The following is a 17,261-nucleotide window of genomic DNA, read 5'->3' on the forward strand; positions in this document are numbered from 1 at the left end:
TGAAAAAATGCCGGCGCGACAGCGAGTCGCGCCGGTTGAAGAATTCAGCCATCATTCACTGAAAATAGTGGAATGCTAATTACTTAGCGCCGCCAGCATAGACGCAAATATCGTCCTCTCCGGTAGCAAAAAATGCGCCGTTTCACTGAAAGCACGCGAAGATAATGAATAGCGATATCGCCGGAAAAACTTCCTGGTCGGCAGCGGTGACGTTATCACTTTCTGCGTGCGGCCGAAGCCTGGCAGCGGGTGGCGCCGTCACGTTTGGCACCGCGCGCCGGTGCGGAAATATTCTGCAAACAAAATAAATGTCCGGCCGACGCAAAAAAACGACAAATAATGGCTGGAATATATTTTCATTATTTATATATCGAGCTAGATTAAACAAGTTTGCATCAAAGATAGCGAAACGTGTCCGCCAAGTGACGCGCGTTATCAGCAATGGCGATTTTACACAGCGCAGTTCCGGGTTCAGGAGTGGGATAATGACGACATCAAAATGGCTGCTTGCCAGCGCCGTGCTGCTTTTAGCCGCCTGCAGCAGCAATAACGAAGAGCCAGTACAGCAGGGCAACAGTGCCAGAATCAATACGTTGCAGACCAGCGCCGGTTGCGCGGCGGTCGGCGGCGTCACCACCATCGCGCACAACCTGAACGGTGAAGCGCTGCGCATGTGCCAAATGCCGAACGGCAAGCAGTGCGAAGAACGCACGCTGGGCCTGGGCAGCTGCGCCGGGTAAGCCCGCGGCGCCAGGCCTGGCGCGCAGGATCAATACACCCAATCGCGCAGGGTATAGATAAGCGTGTGGCCGCTGCCGTTGAGCGTCAGCTGCTGGGCGTTTAGCGTCACTTCGGCGCCGTTTTCCAGCACGGCGGCGATCACTCGATCCCAGCGGTTGCGCTGTTCATCAGGGCACAGCCTGCGCGTCGTGGCCAGCGGTTTCACCGTCAGCACGCCGTCGCGTAATTGCCCCTGGCCGAAGAAGCGGTTGCACATCGCGCCGGAGACATGCAGGTTCTCGCCGAACTCCAGATTGAGCAGGCCGCCGCCCGCCGGTGGCTTCGCCGTTTCGCCATCCACGCTCTGCAACACGAAGTTGTGATGCAGCAGATCGCCTGGCGTGACGGCCGTATGTGGTTTCATGCTGCACCCCGCTAAAGCCAGCGCCGCAAGGGCGGCTACCGTGGTTTTTCTCATCGCGTTCTCTCAAATAAACAGGGCGCCGCAAGGGCGCCCCGAGGTGACGCTCAGGCGTTCAACTGGTTCGGGCAGGCTTCGCCGCGATCCAACTGGCTGATGTTCTGCAGCGTGGTTTGCGAAATGCTGGTCAGCGCCTCTTCGGTCAGGAAGGCCTGATGGCCGGTAAACAGCACGTTGTGGCAGGCCGAGAGGCGGCGGAACACGTCGTCCTGAATCACGTCGTTAGACTTGTCTTCGAAGAACAGATCGCGTTCGTTCTCGTAAACGTCCATTCCCAGCGCGCCGATTTTCTGCTGCTTCAGCGCGTCGATGGCGGCGGTGGAGTCGATCAGCGCGCCGCGGCTGGTGTTGATCACCATCACGCCGTTTTTCATCATCGCGAAGGCGTCGGCATTCAGCAGATGGTGGTTTTCCGGCGTCAGCGGGCAGTGCAGGGTGATCACGTCGGACTGCGCGTACAGCGTTTTCAGGTCGACATACTCCGCGCCCAGTTCCAGCGCCTGTTCGCTCGGGAACGGATCGTAAGCCAGCAGCTTCATACCGAAGCCTTTCAGAATGCGCATCGTCGCCACTCCGATTTTACCGGTGCCGATCACGCCGGCGGTGCGGTTGTGCATGTTAAAGCCGATCAGCCCTTCCAGCGAGAAATTGGCGTCGCGGGTGCGTTGATAGGCGCGGTGAATACGGCGGTTCAGGCACATCATCATGCCTACCGCGTGCTCCGCCACGGCTTCCGGTGAGTAGGCCGGCACGCGCACCACCTTGATGCCCAGTTCTTTGGCGGCGTCCAGATCGACATTATTGAAACCGGCGCAGCGCAGGGCGAGAATTTCGACGCCCAGCGCCGCCAGTTCTTCGAGCACTTCACGGCTGCCGTCGTCGTTGACGAAGATACACACCGCCTTGCAACCGGCGGCCGTTTTGGCGGTTTTTTTGCTGAGTAAAAAGTCGAAGAATTCCAGCTCATAGCCAAACTGCTGATTCACCAGTTCGAGATATTTACGGTCATACTGTTTGGTACTGTATATCGCCAATTTCATCGTGGTTTCTCCACCGTGATTTTGTGATCAATTTAACAGATTTTAGTAAATTCGACAATTGGTTAGCAGTTTGTCCCGCGCGGGGCTTGTTCTATCAGACAGGGGAGTGAAACCGGCCCGCATTGGGCCGGTTCACGCGGTTTTAACGAGCGATTTCCGTGTAATGATGCTCATCGTAATCATGGGTCAAATAACTGTTAACGACATCGTTAAAGGCGATCCAATGAGGCGTTTTCTGGTGTGCTGAAAGCGCCGCCTTATCGTCCCAGTTTTCGATCAGCGCGTAGCTGTTCTCATCGCTCTGGCATTGCCAAAGCTGGTAAAAAGAGCAGCCGGTTTCTTTATTGGATTCCTGCACCATGGTGTTGAGCAGGCTCAGAAACGCTTGCCGCTTGGCCGGATTGACCTGAAAAAAGACGTTGAGCGTAATCATGATTGATTTCCTCGGTCGGTAATGAAACTGGATATCTCCAGGGGCAGCATTGTGCTGACAGCGAGGATTTTACGGACTTGATGGCTGACTAAAAGTGAAATAAAGTTCGTGAATCGTTCACTTTTGGTGAAGGCTTAAGATGTTTAAACGTGCCCAGTTAGCCACCTTTTGCATGGTGGTGGAGTCGGAGAGTCTCACGGCCGCGGCGGAGCGGCTGTTTTGCGTGCCCTCTAACGTGACCAAGAAATTAAAAGAGCTGGAAATGGCGTGCGGCGTCACGCTGTTCGAGCGTGAGCGCAATCGGTTGTCGCTCACGCCGGAAGGCCGGGCGCTTTACCATAAGGCCAAGCGCTTTTTGGCTATCGAAGAGCGGGCGCGAGCGCAGTTTGAACAGGATCCGGTGCAGGGCGAACTGAGGCTTGGCGCGCTGGATATCGCGTTGAGTCATCATTTGCCGCAAAAGTTGGCCCATTACCGTGCGCAAAATCGCCGCGTTCAGCTGAGTGTGGTGCAGGGATATTCGCTGGATCTGGAGTTTCAGCTGCAAAAAGGGGCGCTGGACGTGGTGTTTTCAGATGGGCCGATCGAACATCCGCAGATGCAGAGCCGGCGTGCTTTCCAGGAGCGTTTGGTCTTCATTGGCGGGGCATGTCGGCCGGCGTTGTTGGCAAAAAGCGATCTCTATGTTTATTCGCGGCAATGCCACTATCGCCATCTGGTGGACGCCTGGCTGCAGAAGCAGCAAGTCATCCCCGCCGCGCTGCTGGAGGTGGAATGCTACGACGTGATATTTGCCTGCGTAACAGCGGGATTAGGCTATGCGTTTGTGCCCGAAAGCCTGGCGCGGCAGCGAAAGGTTGCATACATAGAATGCGGGAATGAAATGCGCAGCGATATTTATGCTATCTGGCGTAAAGCGAGCGACAGCCGCATTTTGCACGATTTTATTGACGCCGTGATTCGGCATTAAGGCAAAAAAATCCCCACGGGGGTGTGGGGAATGGCTTCTCTAGTACACAGTTAGCTAGCAGCTGAACTTTTATTAGAATGGTTGCAAGACTATTAATCATCAATGGCAACGACAATAACAAAAGTCTGAAAACTGTCCTGTTTATGTGATGCATATGTAACGAAAATCTACAACTCCGCACACGTTTGCGCCAAAAAGGTGCAAATCGCCGCTGCGACCCCGCTCAGCTTCACCCTATGTCAAATTCATGCCATCATTATTGTCAATTCAGGCATAGACTTAACCAATGCCTAACTCAGGAACGAAGCAATCATTTAATGACCAGGCGATTAAAAGTATTCATAGGGACGGTGGCGGGCTGCGCAATTCTGGTGCTGGCGTTGTGGCAAACTTTGCCGCGCTGGCTGCCGGGCGTGTTATCGCATTGGTTGCCGGCGGGAAGCCGCCTGGAGTTGCAGGGCAAATTGCACTGGCGCCAGGGCGGCCTGGCGCTGGCGGGGGCGCGTTTCACCGCGCAAGATTGCCTGCTGGCCAACGTCGGGCCGACGCGGTTGGCTTACCGCCAGGGCCGCTGGCAGCTGTCGAGCGATAAGGTCAGCGTCGATAGCGCCTGTTTGTCAAAACTGCCGGCCGGCGACGCCAACAGCGCGCCGCTGGCGCTCGATCAGCTGCAGCAACAGCTGCCGCCGCTGGATCTCACCATTAATGACCTGACGCTGGTTCCCTGGCAGCGCTATGCCGGCAAGCTGCAGCTTTCCTCCGGCCCTGACGGGCAACGCCTGCATTATCAGGGGCCGAATCTCAGCGCCGAGGCGCAGCTGGATGAAAAACAGCAGCTGACGTTGCAGAGCCTGACCGTCGTCCCGCCCAACAGCGCGCAACCGCTGCGTCTCGCCGGCAAGATAACCATTCCGCTGGATCTGGCCAGCCTGCCGACGCAGGGCGCGCTGCAGGGGGAAATGCAGACCGCCTATCTGGAAAAACCGGTATTGCTGGACATGCGCTGGCAACAGCGGCAGGGCGTGTTGACGGTAAGCGAAAAAGGCGACGATCGGCCGCTGGCGGTGCTGCCGTGGGAAGTCGCGCCGCAGCTGGTCAGCATCAGGCAGGGCGAGTGGCGTTGGCCGTACAGCGGGCAGCCGTTGAACGGCGGCCTGAGCGTTGCGCTGCACGACTGGAGCAAAGGGTGGGATGAAACGGAGATCAGCGCGCGGCTGAACGTGATCACCGCCGGCCACAACGGCAAGGGCAATGCGGTGCTCACCCTCGGGCCGGGCAAGGTAGGGTTGACCGACAGCGATCTGCGCTTCCAATTGACCGGTCAGGCCAATCTGGCCGACTTCTCCGCCACCGCGTCGATTCCGGGCGTGATCGGCGGCAGCATTCTCAACCCGACGCTGGTGCTGCAGCCAGGGGCGCTGTTGCGCCTGTGGGGCAAGGTGACGCCGGAAATGACGCTGGAAGAGGCGCGTTTGCCGCTGGCGGGCGTGAAGGTGACCGCCGCCGGTATCACCGGCCGCCTGCAGGCGATTCTGAACGCCAGCGACAGCTATTGGGGGCGCTTCAAGCTGCACCTGGACGGCCAGGCGCAGGATTTCTGGCCGGACAAGGGCGACTGGCAGTGGCGTTACTGGGGCAACGGCCGGTTGCCGCCGCTGCAGGCCGCCTGGGACGTCGCCGGCAGCGGCCGCTGGCAGGACAGCGAGTTGGTGCTCGACAAGCTCTCCACCGGTTTCGATAAATTGAAGTATGGTTTGGTGACGGTCGCCGCGCCGCGCCTGAGCCTCAACCGGCCGCTGCGCTGGCGGCGTGATGAACAAAGCCCGCAGTTCAACGGCGAGCTGCAACTGGCGGCGGATAAGGTCAGCTTCAGCGACGGCGGCCATCTGCCTGCGCCGGTGCTGGCGCTGCAGGTGAACGGCCTTTCGCCGGACAGTTTCCAGCTGCAGGGCAAACTGCAGGCACAGCAGATCGGGCCGATCGCGCTGCGCGGCCGTTGGGACGGCGAACGCCTGCGCGGTGAAGCCTGGTGGCCGAAACAGTCGCTGAAGGTCTTCCAGCCGCTGCTCGCGCCGGATCTCAATCTCACGCTGCGCGACGGCGAGTTTTATGCGCAGTCGGCGTTTTCCGCCGCTCGCGAGCAGGGCTTCGAGGCCGGCGGCCACTGGGTGGTGAAAAACGGCGGCATGTGGCTGAAAGACGGCGAAATGAGCGGCCTGGACTTTATCCTGTCGTACCGGTTCAAGCAGCATCAGTGGCTGCTGGGGGCCAAACAGCCGGTGTCGCTGCGCATCAAGTCTTTCAGCAACCTGTTCGAGATGCAGAACATTTCCGCCGATCTGCAGGGCACCTATCCTTATAGCGAAGGGCAGCCACTGACGTTGAGCAACGTCGGCGTGGACATGCTCAACGGGCATATCAGCCTGTCGGCGCTGCGGTTGCCGCAGCATGACGCCGCGGTGCTGAAGCTGGACAAGGTCGATCTCAGCGCGCTGTTTACCGCCCTGAAGCCGAAGCAGTTCGCCATGTCCGGCCGGGTCGACGGTGAGCTGCCGCTGTTCCTGAACCACCCGAAATGGCTGGTGCAGAACGGCTGGATCGCCAACGCCGGCACCCTGACGCTGCGGCTGGACAAAGACATGGCCGACGCCATCGGCAGCAACAACCTGGCGACCGGCGCGGCGATCGACTGGCTGCGCTACATGGAAATCAACCGTTCGCACGCCCGGGTCGATCTCGACAACCTGGGCGAACTGACGCTGAGCGCGCGTATCGACGGCATCAACCCGCAGAAGAACGCCAAGCGCGAGGTGATCCTGAACTATCGGCATCAGGAAAACGTGTTTCAGCTGTGGCGCAGTTTGCGCTTCGGCGACAATTTACAGGAGTGGCTGGAGCAGGCCCTCTCACAACCTGGGGAGCAACAATGAAAATCATGAGTGTGTCGACGCTGGCAGCGGTGCTGTGCGTTTCGCTGCTGAGCGGCTGCGTGCCGCGCATCGAGGTGGCGACGCCGAAGGATCCGATCACCATCAATATGAACGTCAAGATCGAGCATGAAATTCATATCAAGGTGGATAAGGACGTCGAAAACCTGCTGAAAACCCAAAGCGGTCTGTTCTAGGAGCCGACATGAAAAAACGTTATTTGTGGCTGGCCGGCGCCGCCTGGTTGTTCAGCGGCGTGGCGATGGCGTTGACGCTGGATGAGGCGAAGCAGCAAGGGCGGGTGGGCGAAACCCTGAGCGGCTATATCGCCCCGGTGAAGCAGGACGCGGAAACGCTGGCGCTGGTGAAGCGCATCAACGCCGGCCGCGCCGAGAAGTATCAGGAAGTGGCGGACGGCAACCATATCGCCGTCGACGAAGTGGCGCGCATGGCCGGGCAGAAGCTGGTGACGCGGGCGCAGAGCGGCGAGTATGTGCGCGGCATCAACGGCCAGTGGCTGAAGAAATAAAAAAAGCGCGCCGTCTGGCGCGCCAAGAGATACGGATAGATGATTATTATGAGGGTAGTGCAGGTTTGACAGGACTTGCTTCTTGTCCGGCAGGGGCGCGGCGCCCCTGCGCAGGATCTTAGGCAGACACCACCTGAGACAGGGCCGCCTTGGCGTCTTCCTGTGCTTTGGTCGCTACTTCCGGGCCGTAGGCGATGCCTTCCGCGAAGACGAACTCCACGTCGGTGATGCCGATGAAGCCCAGGAACAGACGCAGGTAAGGTTCCACCAGGTCGGTCGGGGTGCCTTTATGAATGCCGCCGCGGCTGGTCAGGATCACCGCGCGTTTGTTTTTCACCAGGCCTTCCGGACCGTTTTCGGTGTAACGGAAGGTCACCCCGGCGCGGGCAACCAGGTCGAAATAGTTTTTCAACTGGGTCGGGATGTTGAAGTTGTACATCGGCGCGGCAATCACGATGACGTCATTGGCCTGCAGCTCGGCGATCAGCTCGTCCGACAGGGCCAGCGCTTCTTGTTGACGCGGGGTCAACGGAGCATCGGAGGGACGCAGCGCGCCGACCAGTTCACCGTCCAGCACCGGGATGGGCTGTGCGGCCAGATCGCGCACGGTGATGGTGTCGCCGCTGTGGGCGTTGCTCCATTGCTCTACGAAGAAATCGGCCAGTTGGTTAGACTGAGAGTAGGTCGCCAGGATGCTTGATTTCAGAACCAATACGTTGCTCATCGATAATTCCTTACGTTGTGACAGTGACATCAGGACTCAGCGTCCCTTGCATGGAGTACATGCTATTCACATTCCTCCAACAGTGATAGCGCAATATTTCGAGATCTTCGTTCGATTTTATTGAATGACATGGCGAGGCTTTACTCGCGAAAGTAGGGGGAGAAAGCCGTTTGTGATAGGCTGTGCGGCTAAAGCAAAAAAATCGCTAAAAAAACATCAAACCGTTGCCAAGCCTGGCCTTGGCGGCGAAGAAACAAGGAACACCGAACGTGAAATCTCCGCTCGAGGCACTGCCGGCCCAACTGGGTGAGCTGATGCTCCGCGATCAACAACGTCTGCGTCGTCGCCTGCAGGGCGCACGAAAAATCAAAAATCCCGATGCCCAGTTGGCGGTGGCCGCCGAAGTAGAAAGCGACATCGCGGCGGCGCGGCAAAAAGTGCAGGCGCGCGCCGCGTCTTGCCCGCGCATTACCTATCCGGAAAGCCTGCCGGTCAGCCAAAAAAAGCAGGACATATTAAACGCCATCCGCGATCACCAGGTGGTGATTGTCGCCGGGGAGACCGGCTCGGGGAAAACCACCCAGCTGCCGAAGATCTGCCTGGAACTGGGGCGCGGGGTGAAAGGGCTGATCGGCCATACCCAGCCGCGCCGCCTGGCGGCCCGCACCGTCGCCAACCGCATCGCCGACGAGCTGGAAACCCCGCTCGGCGGCAGCGTCGGCTACAAGGTGCGCTTCAACGATCAGGTGGGAGAAAATACCCTGGTCAAGCTGATGACCGACGGTATCTTGCTGGCGGAAATTCAGCAGGACCGCCTGCTGATGCAGTACGACACGCTGATCATCGATGAAGCGCACGAGCGCAGCCTCAACATCGACTTTATTCTCGGCTACCTGCGCGAACTGCTGCCGAAGCGCCCGGATCTCAAGGTGATCATCACCTCGGCGACCATCGATCCGCAGCGCTTCTCGCGCCATTTCAACAATGCGCCAATCATCGAGGTTTCCGGCCGCACCTACCCGGTGGAGGTACGCTACCGCCCGGTGGTCGACGACGGCGACGATACCGATCGCGACCAGCTGCAGGCGATTTTCGATGCGGTGGACGAGCTTGGCCGCGAAGGGCCGGGCGACATTCTGATCTTCATGAGCGGCGAGCGCGAGATCCGCGATACCGCCGACGCCCTGAACCGCCTCAATTTGCCGCACACCGAGGTGCTGCCGCTGTATGCGCGCCTGTCGAACAGCGAGCAGAACCGGGTGTTCCAGTCGCACCACGGCCGCCGCATCGTGCTGGCCACCAACGTGGCGGAAACCTCGCTGACGGTGCCGGGCATCAAGTACGTCATCGATCCGGGCACCGCGCGCATCAGCCGCTACAGCTTCCGCACCAAGGTGCAGCGCCTGCCGATCGAACCGGTGTCGCAGGCTTCTGCCAACCAGCGTAAAGGGCGCTGCGGCCGCGTATCGGAAGGGGTGTGCATCCGCCTGTACTCCGAGCAGGATTTCCTGTCGCGGCCGGCGTTTACCGATCCGGAAATCCTGCGTACCAACCTGGCATCGGTTATTTTGCAGATGACCTCGCTGGGGCTGGGCGACATCGCCGCGTTTCCGTTTGTCGAGGCACCGGACAAGCGCAATATTCAGGATGGCGTGCGCCTGCTGGAAGAGCTGGGGGCGATCGCCACCGCCGACAACGGCCACTATCAGCTGACGCCGCAGGGCCGGCAGTTGGCGCAGTTGCCGATCGACCCGCGTTTGGCGCGCATGGTGCTGGAAGCGCAGAAGAGCGGCAGCGTGCGTGAAGTGATGATCATCACCGCCGCGCTGTCGATTCAGGATCCGCGTGAGCGCCCGATGGACAAGCAGCAAGCCTCGGATGAGAAACACCGCCGCTTCGCCGACAAGGACTCGGACTTCCTGGCGTTCGTCAACCTGTGGGATTATCTGCAGGAGCAGCAAAAGGCGAACTCCTCCAGCCAGTTCCGCCGGCTATGCCGCAACGATTTCCTCAACTACCTGCGGGTGCGCGAGTGGCAGGATATCTATACCCAGCTGCGCCAGGTGGTGAAAGAGCTGGGGCTGCCGATCAACAGCACGCCTTCCGACTACCGCAGCGTACACACCGCGCTGCTGACCGGCTTGCTGTCGCATATCGGCCAGAAGGATGCGGAAAAACAGGAATTTACCGGCGCGCGCAACGCCCGTTTCTCCATCTTCCCCGGCTCTGGCCTGTTCAAGAAGCCGCCGAAGTGGACCATGGTGGCCGAACTGGTGGAAACCAGCCGCCTGTGGGGGCGCATCGCCGCGCGTATCGAGCCGGAATGGATCGAGCCGCTGGCTCAGCATCTGGTGAAACACAGCTACAGCGAGCCGCACTGGTCGAAGTCGCAGGGGGCGGTGATGGCCAGCGAAAAGGTCACGCTGTTCGGTCTGCCGATCGTCGCGGCGCGCCAGGTCAATTACGGCTCCATCGATCCGCTGCTGTGCCGTGAGCTGTTTATCCGCCATGCGCTGGTGGAGGGTGACTGGCAGACGCGCCACGCCTTCTTCCGCGACAACCAAAAGCTGCGCGCCGAGGTGGAGGAGCTGGAGCATAAATCGCGCCGCCGCGACATTCTGGTGGACGACGAAACGCTGTTCGGCTTCTACGATCGCCGTATTCCCAACGACGTGGTTTCCGGCCGTCATTTCGACAGCTGGTGGAAGAACGCCGCCAAACAGCAGCCGGATCTGCTGAATTTCGAAAAAGAGATGCTGATCAAGGATGGCGCCAACAAGATCAGCGCGCTCGACTACCCGAACTTCTGGCATCAGGGCAACCTCAAGCTGCGGCTGAGCTACCAGTTCGAACCGGGCACCGACGCCGACGGCGTGACGGTGCACATTCCGCTGCCGATCCTCAACCAGGTGGAGGAGCAGGGCTTCGAATGGCAGATCCCCGGCATCCGCCGCGAGCTGGTGATTGCGCTGATCAAATCGTTGCCGAAACCGGTGCGCCGCAACTTCGTGCCGGCGCCGAACTACGCCGAGGCGTTCCTTGGCCGCGTCACTGCGCTGGAATTGCCGCTGCTGGACGCGCTGGAGCGTGAGCTGCGGCGCATGACTGGCGTGACCGTGTCACGTGATGACTGGCAGTGGGATCAGGTACCCGATCACCTGAAGATGACCTTCCGCGTGGTGGGCGAGAAAAATCAGACGCTGCGCGAAGGCAAAGACCTGGCCGCGTTGCGCCTGCAGCTGAAAGAGAAGGTGCAGGAGACGCTGTCGGCGGTGGCCGACGATGGGCTGGAGCAGAGCAATCTGCATGTCTGGAGCTTTGGCCAACTGCCGGCGTTTTACGAGCAGAAGCGCGGCGGCTATTCGATGAAGGCTTACCCGGCGTTGGTGGATGAAAAGGACAGCGTTGCGATCCGCCTGTTCGACAGCGAAAGCGAGCAGCAACAGGCGATGTGGCAGGGCACGCGCCGCCTGCTGTTGTTGAATATTCCTTCGCCGATCAAATACCTGCATGAAAAGCTGCCGAACAAGGCCAAGCTGGGGCTCTACTTCAACCCGTACGGCAAGGTGCTGGAGCTGATTGACGATTGCATTTCGTGCGGCATCGACAAGCTGATCGCCGAACACGGCGGCCCGGTCTGGCAAGAAGAAGGCTTTGCGCGCCTGCAGGAGCAGATCCGCGCCGAGCTGAACGACACGGTCGTCGAGGTGGCCAGGCAGGTTGAGCAGATCCTGACGGCGGTCTTCAACATCAACAAACGGCTGAAAGGCCGGGTGGATATGTCGTTGGCGCTGGCGTTGTCGGACATCAAAACCCAGCTTGGCGGCCTGGTCTACCGCGGTTTCGTCACCGGCAACGGCTGGAAACGCCTGCCGGACACGCTGCGCTACCTGCAGGCGATCGAACGCCGATTGGAAAAACTGGCCATCGATCCGCATCGCGATCGCGCGCAGATGCTGCGGGTGGAGCAGGTGCAGCAGGCCTGGCAGCAGTGGCTGAACAAGCTGCCGCCAAAGCGGCAGCAGGAGGAAGAGGTGAAAGCGGTGCGCTGGATGATCGAAGAGCTGCGCGTCAGCCTGTTCGCGCAGCAGCTGGGCACGCCGTACCCGATCTCCGACAAGCGCATTCTGCAAACTATCGAACAGCTTTCGGGCTAAGTTCGGGCGCGCCGGCCGGCGTCGAACGACAGACAGCACAACTGGCCGGGCAGAAGGTTTTGGGCCGCCGGGCGAGAGGGGGCACCGTGGAGGCATTCCCCTGGCATATTTCTGCCAGGGGGCGTTTGCCTGTCCAGGCTCGGCTCCGATGGCATGAAAGGCGAGCCGAACCCTCTTCGAGTGCACTGGAGGCTGCATTACTGAGAGAACGGGGATGTTTCAGGTGCATGTTTGTCTCAAAGTCTGTTTCGAAAACCTCGAATACCAGATGCGTGACTACACTGAATTTAATGATTCAGCGTGATTTCAAACGAATCGTTAAAAGATAAAAATGAGGGATGCCTGAGGTACAGAGGCCTTTTTTTAGCCATTATCTCTGAATGCCGCTCCATTTAAAAACATGTGAACTGCATGGCAAACCATTTCCTGAATTTGCGGTGTACTTAGCGGGGTTAATTGGCGCTGGTACACACGCATATCAACCTCTGCGGTTAATAGCGACAAAAATTGTAAAGCTCTAAGGTGCGGATCTGCCAAATGCAGTTCCTTACGCTCCATCGCTATCGCCATGAGTTCCGAGAGTTTTGTTACACTTTCTCGTATTCCTGCATCATAAAATAGAGTGCCGATATCAGAATTACCAGACTCGGCAACCACCATCCGATAAACGGCGATTGCGCTATTATCGTTGGCAACAACCTGCAGCTTTCGCTCGGCAAAACGCATCAAAGTCTGTTCCAGCGTGAAAGTTTGCGCATCAATCATCAGTCCCTCAGCGGCTTCTGTGAGGTGCTGAGTTGCATGTTCACGAACAACGGCGACAAATAGCGCCTCTTTAGAAGGGAAATAACGGTAAAGAGTCGCTTTCGATCCGCCAATCCGCTTGACCAGTTCATTCATTGACGCTCGTTCATAGCCCATTTCTTGAAAAAGCAATGCCGCTTCTTCGACGATAGCGTCGCGGCGTGCTTTAGTACGTACTTTCATTAGCATTCCTTACCGTTAAAGCAATGGTTACATGACAAGAGGCTTTTTCTTGACACGCGATGAAACTATGATAAAAGTGTACCAGGTGGTACTGTTTTGGTGTTTTTATGATCGCTCTTGGTTGTGTACACCACCATCCACCTAAAGAAAAGTCTTGTTAAGCACCATATTTCGGTTGTTTTTCTGGGGAAAAACAATCAGTTAAGATCAGTATCGATGATATCTCTGGTCGGGAGTCTTAAATGTCTAATTACATCAACGCTTTTCTCTTGGTTGTTGCGGTACCTACCGTTATTTTGGCCGGATGTTCGGCAAAACCACCGGTACGGTATGCTAGCATTGATTCATCATCATTGCTCACTCCTAACACTGATGATAAATCCAACCGTATTCCTTACCGCTATGCCCCGCCAGTGGACTGGAGTAAATACACCAATATCATTATCGAACCGGTCGTTATTTATCAAGGTGGGGATCACCAGTTTGGCGATCTCTTACCGGAAGAACGCAAGTTATTGGCGGATTATATGTATAACAAATTCAGCGAAAGTTTGCGTCCACACTTCCGAGAGGTCAGCACACCAATTTCCGGTACTATCCGATTAAAACTGACGTTAACAGGTGCTGATACGACGACGTCTTTTATCGGCACTATCACTAAGTTAGACCCTCTGGTGGGAGGGCCTTACAATATTGTGCAATCTATCCGTGGTGAGGAAGGATTATTCAACGGCTCAGTGAATTACGTTGTGGAGCTTTATGATGCTTCTAACCATAACCTTCTCAACGCCTACGTGGCCAGACAGTATCCGAATGCCATGAATATCGGTGCAAGTATCGGCTCGCTCAACGCGGCCGAGGTGGGAATTGACAAAGGTGCGGAAGAACTGGCTGAGATGTTGAATTAATTATGCTCAATGTGCTGATGGTGAAGCTGAATTACCGCCCTTAATGGCGAAAAGATATTTTACCAGAGCCGCCGACAGATAAACATGAGCGAGTCAAGTGGGTATATTAATCTACAACGGAGACAGTGCAATAACATACATCGGCTATCAGAGAACATATGTTTGAGCGCAGTGGAAGGAGGGATGATGACGGTGGGCCGGTTTATAGTGATATTTACAATCATAGACATTTCATTTCTTGTGTTTGTTGTCTTACTGATTTTGTAAACGACACTGATATTTATAATTGGCAATGGATAGCTCAGCGGGTTTTTCTGGATGCATTATGGGAATACGGCATTTTTGCCTTATGCTCCACACAGCGGCGCCTATTCTGAAGAGGTCGCGCATCAGTATTTGAAAGCGGAATGAGATGTTATCTGGCTTTTTTTATAAAAACGGTCAGTCGCCAACTTTTTGATGAGCGCGTTGGCGGAAAGCAAAGCAAGGCAAACCACAGTTACTGATAGATTTAACCCTCTCATCGGAGAAGATAGGGCATCATAATCTCAGTGATATTTGATGAATTATTTAAATGATAAATTTGTATAGGAGTAGCTTAATTATGGCAGATGAATATAGTATGCAATCGCAAGCGTCCTCTTGGCAGAGCGTATTACCCATTTCCCGTAATCTGTATTATGGCGGAAATTGGCATGCTCCCGTCGGAGGTGAAGTCAGAGCAGTGAATAGCCCAGGAACCGGAACGGAGTTATGCAAAGTTGCAGAAGCTGACGAACGCGACGTATCTTCCGTTATTGACGCTGCCAGAAATGGATTTCAGCTGTGGCGTCAAGTCAAGCCACTCGAAAGAGCAAAAACACTTCGAAAAATGGCTGCTGTAATCCGCAGCAATTTACGCGAGCTGGCGTTGCTTGATGCCATTGACTGCGGAAACCCTGTGCAGATGTTATATGGGGATGTGGCTGCGGCGGCAGAACTGCTGGACTTCTTTGCGGGACTTGTCACCGAGATGAAAGGAAGCTCAATCCCAATGGGAGTCGGGACCGTTAATTTTTCGACACGGGAGCCCTATGGTGTTGTTGCGCGAATAATTCCTTTCAACCACCCACTCCTGACGTGTGCGGGGAAAATAGCTGCGCCGTTGGCGGCGGGAAATGCCGTTATAATTAAACCCTCAGAGCAAAGTCCGCTCTCGGCGCTGAGACTGGCTGAGCTCTTTCACGAACTGTTGCCGCCAGGAGTCTTCAATGTGGTGACAGGAGGGAAGGCCGTTGGCGCTGCACTCTCGCAGCATCCAGGCGTTTCAATGATCACTGTAGTCGGAAGCATACCTACGGGGCGGGCGGTAATGCGTGCAGCCGCGGAAACGATAAAACCGGTGCTGCTTGAGTTAGGTGGAAAAAATGCCCTCATTGCCTTCTCTGATACTAATCCAGATCAAGTTGCCGATGCTGTGATACGTGGTATGAATTTTGAGTGGTGCGGGCAATCATGTGGTTCAACAAGCCGGGCATACATTCATAGCGATATATATGAGGATGTTATCGAAAAGGTTGCATCGCGCGTGACTCGATTTAAACCAGGCATACCGTCAGACCCTGAAACCACCATGGGGGCATTGATTTCTCAGGCTCAATTAAGCCGCGTGGAATCTTATGTTGAGCAGGCAAAGCTCGCTGGGGCACGGCTTATTGCCGGAGGCTCGAGGCCCGCACATGAATCACTAAAGAACGGCTGTTTTTTTGAAGCAACTGTATTTGCTGATGTAACCATGGATATGGATATTGCACGGGAAGAAATTTTTGGTCCCGTGTTGTCCATTATAAAATGGGATGACAAGAAAAGTCTTATTCAACAAGTGAATCAGTTGGATCTTGGGCTAACTTGTTCTATATGGACTGACAGCCTGCAAGACGCGAATCAATTGGCTCAGGATGTTGAGGCAGGGTTTGTGTGGATAAATGATGTGGCTAAACATTTTCTTGGTGCTCCATTTGGTGGTGTAAAACAGTCTGGGATTGGCCGAGAAGAGTGTTTGGGTGAGCTTTTGGCCTTTACCAGGGAAAAGAATATACATATCAATTTCACACCCAAATAAGTTGATTTGATACGGCATCGATTTTATGTAAAGGGAAATATAAGGAGTTTTCACGATGAGATTTCTGAGCATTTTATTAGAACCAAAGAGATAGAGTTATTTATATGTCATTATTGCCTCAGATTATTCCCCCAGAGCATGGCAATATTTTCAATCATTGGCATGACACAAAGAACTGTCGGGTTTTAATCAAGGCGATAATGGCATGTTTCTTAACATTAAAACCCTCTTTCTCTCGGACTAAACGCTGGTTAAGGGAGATCGCCTGAAACCAGCGCTTGTGGAGATAAAGACTATTTGCCTGCCGCCAGGGCGTCCAGTGCTTCCCGGATGCCGGGCACCGCCAGGGCGCGGTTATCGGCGCGGTAGCGATCTTTCGCCGCCGGCGCCGAGCTTTGGATGGCGATCAACTGCCAGCCGTCGGCGGTTTTCAACAGCAGCGGTGAGCCGCTGTCGCCGGGCAGGGTATCACACTGGTGCGACAGTACGCCTTGCTGGGCCCAGCCGGTGACCTTGCAGTTTTGGTGGCTGTAGAGGTCATCCAGATGATCCTCCGGGTAACCCGCCTGAGTAATCAACCGCTTGGCCTGTTTCAGGGCCTGGGTCAGCGCCTTGCTGTCGCCTTGCCACAGCGGCAACGGTGCGATCGGCAGCGGCTTTTTGTCTTTCAGACGGATCAGCGCAAAGTCATAAGCGGCGGCGGCGGGCGGCACGATCCAGCCATCGCCGTCCGGCTTCAGCTTTTTGCCCAGCTTGCTGTCGACCAGAGTTTCGATATTGTCGGTTTGATACCGCCAGGATTTATCACCCGCCACGAAGCGCAGGGCGATGGCTTTATCCAGTTGCCCCGGCGGCGCCAGCACACAGTGGCCGGCGGTCAACGCCAGGTGTGGGGAGATCAGCGTGGCGGTACACAGATTGCCGCTGGCGGTTTCGACCTGGCCGATGGCCTGCCAGGGCTGGGCGGTGGTATCCGTGACCTTGATGCGTTCATCTTTGCCGAAAAACAGACGCGTTTGCTCGGCCTTGGACGGGCCGTCGGCGCGTGCCGCCTGAGCAGCGATGAGCGGGAGTGAGCACAGCAACAGTAAAACGGATTTGCGCATAGATCTCTTGCCTGACAAATACGGATCATCCATAAACACACTGAATGCTAACTATAGACTGATTTAGCATCCGTGTGGATGGGCAATAATTGATTTTTCAATAATTTCCCGCCGGCGATGCGGCAGGCTACAGGTAAAAAAAGACGGCGATCAGGCCGCAAAGGATCAGGGCGGTCAG

At 56.4% G+C, this 17,261-nt stretch carries 15 protein-coding genes; 9 read left to right on the forward strand and 6 right to left on the reverse strand.

The window, feature by feature from the left end; genetic code table 11:
• The first annotated feature begins 485 nt into the window (after positions 1-485).
• Complete coding sequence (locus ACF8MC_RS02970) at positions 486-740, forward strand: DUF333 domain-containing protein (protein WP_015377999.1); 255 nt, start codon at positions 486-488, stop codon at positions 738-740.
• 29 nt (positions 741-769) lie between these two features.
• Here the strand turns inward: ACF8MC_RS02970 and hslJ are convergent, their stop codons facing one another.
• From hslJ to ACF8MC_RS02985, 3 genes are all read right to left on the reverse strand, one after another.
• On the reverse strand, positions 770-1,198 hold the full coding sequence (hslJ, locus tag ACF8MC_RS02975) for a heat shock protein HslJ (protein WP_164104988.1): 429 nt from the start codon (positions 1,196-1,198) through the stop codon (positions 770-772).
• A 50-nt stretch (positions 1,199-1,248) separates the two neighbouring features.
• Entirely contained in the window at positions 1,249-2,241 is a 993-nt protein-coding gene (locus ACF8MC_RS02980; RefSeq protein WP_016927571.1) for a 2-hydroxyacid dehydrogenase, read from the reverse strand.
• Positions 2,242-2,383: 142 nt separating this feature from the next.
• Positions 2,384-2,674 (reverse strand): putative quinol monooxygenase, encoded by a 291-nt coding sequence (locus tag ACF8MC_RS02985; protein WP_033648435.1) that lies wholly within the window; start codon positions 2,672-2,674, stop codon positions 2,384-2,386.
• A 139-nt stretch (positions 2,675-2,813) separates the two neighbouring features.
• On the opposite strand from ACF8MC_RS02985, the gene ACF8MC_RS02990 reads away from it, so the two are divergent.
• The 5 genes from ACF8MC_RS02990 (at position 2,814) to ACF8MC_RS03010 (ending at position 7,222) form a co-directional block, all read left to right on the forward strand.
• Entirely contained in the window at positions 2,814-3,644 is an 831-nt protein-coding gene (locus ACF8MC_RS02990) for a LysR family transcriptional regulator (protein ID WP_033653062.1), read from the forward strand.
• 317 nt (positions 3,645-3,961) lie between these two features.
• Complete coding sequence (locus ACF8MC_RS02995; RefSeq protein WP_164104987.1) at positions 3,962-6,574, forward strand: YdbH family protein; 2,613 nt, start codon at positions 3,962-3,964, stop codon at positions 6,572-6,574.
• Positions 6,571-6,768, forward strand: coding sequence for a YnbE family lipoprotein (locus ACF8MC_RS03000; protein WP_025302979.1), 198 nt, complete (start codon positions 6,571-6,573; stop codon positions 6,766-6,768). The genes ACF8MC_RS02995 and ACF8MC_RS03000 overlap by 4 nt, the downstream gene beginning before the upstream one ends.
• 8 nt (positions 6,769-6,776) lie before the next feature.
• Positions 6,777-7,100: a YdbL family protein gene (locus ACF8MC_RS03005; protein WP_033634662.1), complete on the forward strand. Its 324-nt coding sequence runs from the start codon at positions 6,777-6,779 to the stop codon at positions 7,098-7,100.
• Entirely contained in the window at positions 7,085-7,222 is a 138-nt protein-coding gene (locus tag ACF8MC_RS03010) for a hypothetical protein (RefSeq protein ID WP_107685448.1), read from the forward strand. The genes ACF8MC_RS03005 and ACF8MC_RS03010 overlap by 16 nt, the downstream gene beginning before the upstream one ends.
• Here the strand turns inward: ACF8MC_RS03010 and azoR are convergent.
• Positions 7,219-7,824, reverse strand: coding sequence for an FMN-dependent NADH-azoreductase (gene azoR / locus ACF8MC_RS03015; RefSeq protein ID WP_033634661.1), 606 nt, complete (start codon positions 7,822-7,824; stop codon positions 7,219-7,221). The genes ACF8MC_RS03010 and azoR overlap by 4 nt on opposite strands.
• A gap of 269 nt (positions 7,825-8,093) precedes the next feature.
• Here azoR and hrpA point away from each other — a divergent pair, with 269 nt between their 5' ends.
• The gene (hrpA, locus tag ACF8MC_RS03020; RefSeq protein ID WP_103829564.1) at positions 8,094-11,981 is read left to right on the forward strand and encodes an ATP-dependent RNA helicase HrpA; all 3,888 of its coding nucleotides are present in this window, start codon (positions 8,094-8,096) and stop codon (positions 11,979-11,981) included.
• Positions 11,982-12,344: 363 nt separating this feature from the next.
• Here the strand turns inward: hrpA and ACF8MC_RS03025 are convergent, their stop codons facing one another.
• Positions 12,345-12,968: a TetR/AcrR family transcriptional regulator gene (locus ACF8MC_RS03025; RefSeq protein ID WP_033653064.1), complete on the reverse strand. Its 624-nt coding sequence runs from the start codon at positions 12,966-12,968 to the stop codon at positions 12,345-12,347.
• 242 nt (positions 12,969-13,210) lie between these two features.
• Between ACF8MC_RS03025 and ACF8MC_RS03030 the strand changes: the two genes are divergently transcribed.
• Together ACF8MC_RS03030 and ACF8MC_RS03035 are read left to right on the forward strand one after the other, a co-directional pair.
• Entirely contained in the window at positions 13,211-13,876 is a 666-nt protein-coding gene (locus ACF8MC_RS03030) for a DUF3313 domain-containing protein (RefSeq protein WP_060420917.1), read from the forward strand.
• A gap of 604 nt (positions 13,877-14,480) precedes the next feature.
• Complete coding sequence (locus tag ACF8MC_RS03035; protein ID WP_200761765.1) at positions 14,481-15,977, forward strand: aldehyde dehydrogenase family protein; 1,497 nt, start codon at positions 14,481-14,483, stop codon at positions 15,975-15,977.
• A 293-nt stretch (positions 15,978-16,270) separates the two neighbouring features.
• On the opposite strand, the gene ACF8MC_RS03040 is transcribed toward ACF8MC_RS03035, so the two are convergent.
• Complete coding sequence (locus ACF8MC_RS03040; RefSeq protein ID WP_033634660.1) at positions 16,271-17,083, reverse strand: serine protease; 813 nt, start codon at positions 17,081-17,083, stop codon at positions 16,271-16,273.
• Positions 17,084-17,261: the final 178 nt, after the last annotated feature.

This window comes from Serratia sp. LACPHL-BACT-2024-00286, from assembly GCF_043109535.1.
Taxonomy (GTDB): domain Bacteria; phylum Pseudomonadota; class Gammaproteobacteria; order Enterobacterales; family Enterobacteriaceae; genus Serratia; species Serratia sarumanii.

Excerpts from the sequence above, each read along its gene's own strand:
- ACF8MC_RS02995 (WP_164104987.1), top strand. The coding sequence starts at position 3,962 with ATGACCAGGCGATTAAAAGTATTCATAGGGACGGTGGCGGGCTGCGCA.
- azoR (WP_033634661.1), bottom strand. The coding sequence starts at position 7,824 with ATGAGCAACGTATTGGTTCTGAAATCAAGCATCCTGGCGACCTACTCT.
- ACF8MC_RS03000 (WP_025302979.1), top strand. The coding sequence starts at position 6,571 with ATGAAAATCATGAGTGTGTCGACGCTGGCAGCGGTGCTGTGCGTTTCG.
- ACF8MC_RS03035 (WP_200761765.1), top strand. The coding sequence starts at position 14,481 with ATGGCAGATGAATATAGTATGCAATCGCAAGCGTCCTCTTGGCAGAGC.
- ACF8MC_RS03005 (WP_033634662.1), top strand. The coding sequence starts at position 6,777 with ATGAAAAAACGTTATTTGTGGCTGGCCGGCGCCGCCTGGTTGTTCAGC.
- hslJ (WP_164104988.1), bottom strand. The coding sequence starts at position 1,198 with ATGAGAAAAACCACGGTAGCCGCCCTTGCGGCGCTGGCTTTAGCGGGG.
- ACF8MC_RS02980 (WP_016927571.1), bottom strand. The coding sequence starts at position 2,241 with ATGAAATTGGCGATATACAGTACCAAACAGTATGACCGTAAATATCTC.
- ACF8MC_RS02990 (WP_033653062.1), top strand. The coding sequence starts at position 2,814 with ATGTTTAAACGTGCCCAGTTAGCCACCTTTTGCATGGTGGTGGAGTCG.
- ACF8MC_RS02985 (WP_033648435.1), bottom strand. The coding sequence starts at position 2,674 with ATGATTACGCTCAACGTCTTTTTTCAGGTCAATCCGGCCAAGCGGCAA.
- ACF8MC_RS03030 (WP_060420917.1), top strand. The coding sequence starts at position 13,211 with ATGTCTAATTACATCAACGCTTTTCTCTTGGTTGTTGCGGTACCTACC.
- ACF8MC_RS03025 (WP_033653064.1), bottom strand. The coding sequence starts at position 12,968 with ATGAAAGTACGTACTAAAGCACGCCGCGACGCTATCGTCGAAGAAGCG.
- ACF8MC_RS03040 (WP_033634660.1), bottom strand. The coding sequence starts at position 17,083 with ATGCGCAAATCCGTTTTACTGTTGCTGTGCTCACTCCCGCTCATCGCT.
- ACF8MC_RS02970 (WP_015377999.1), top strand. The coding sequence starts at position 486 with ATGACGACATCAAAATGGCTGCTTGCCAGCGCCGTGCTGCTTTTAGCC.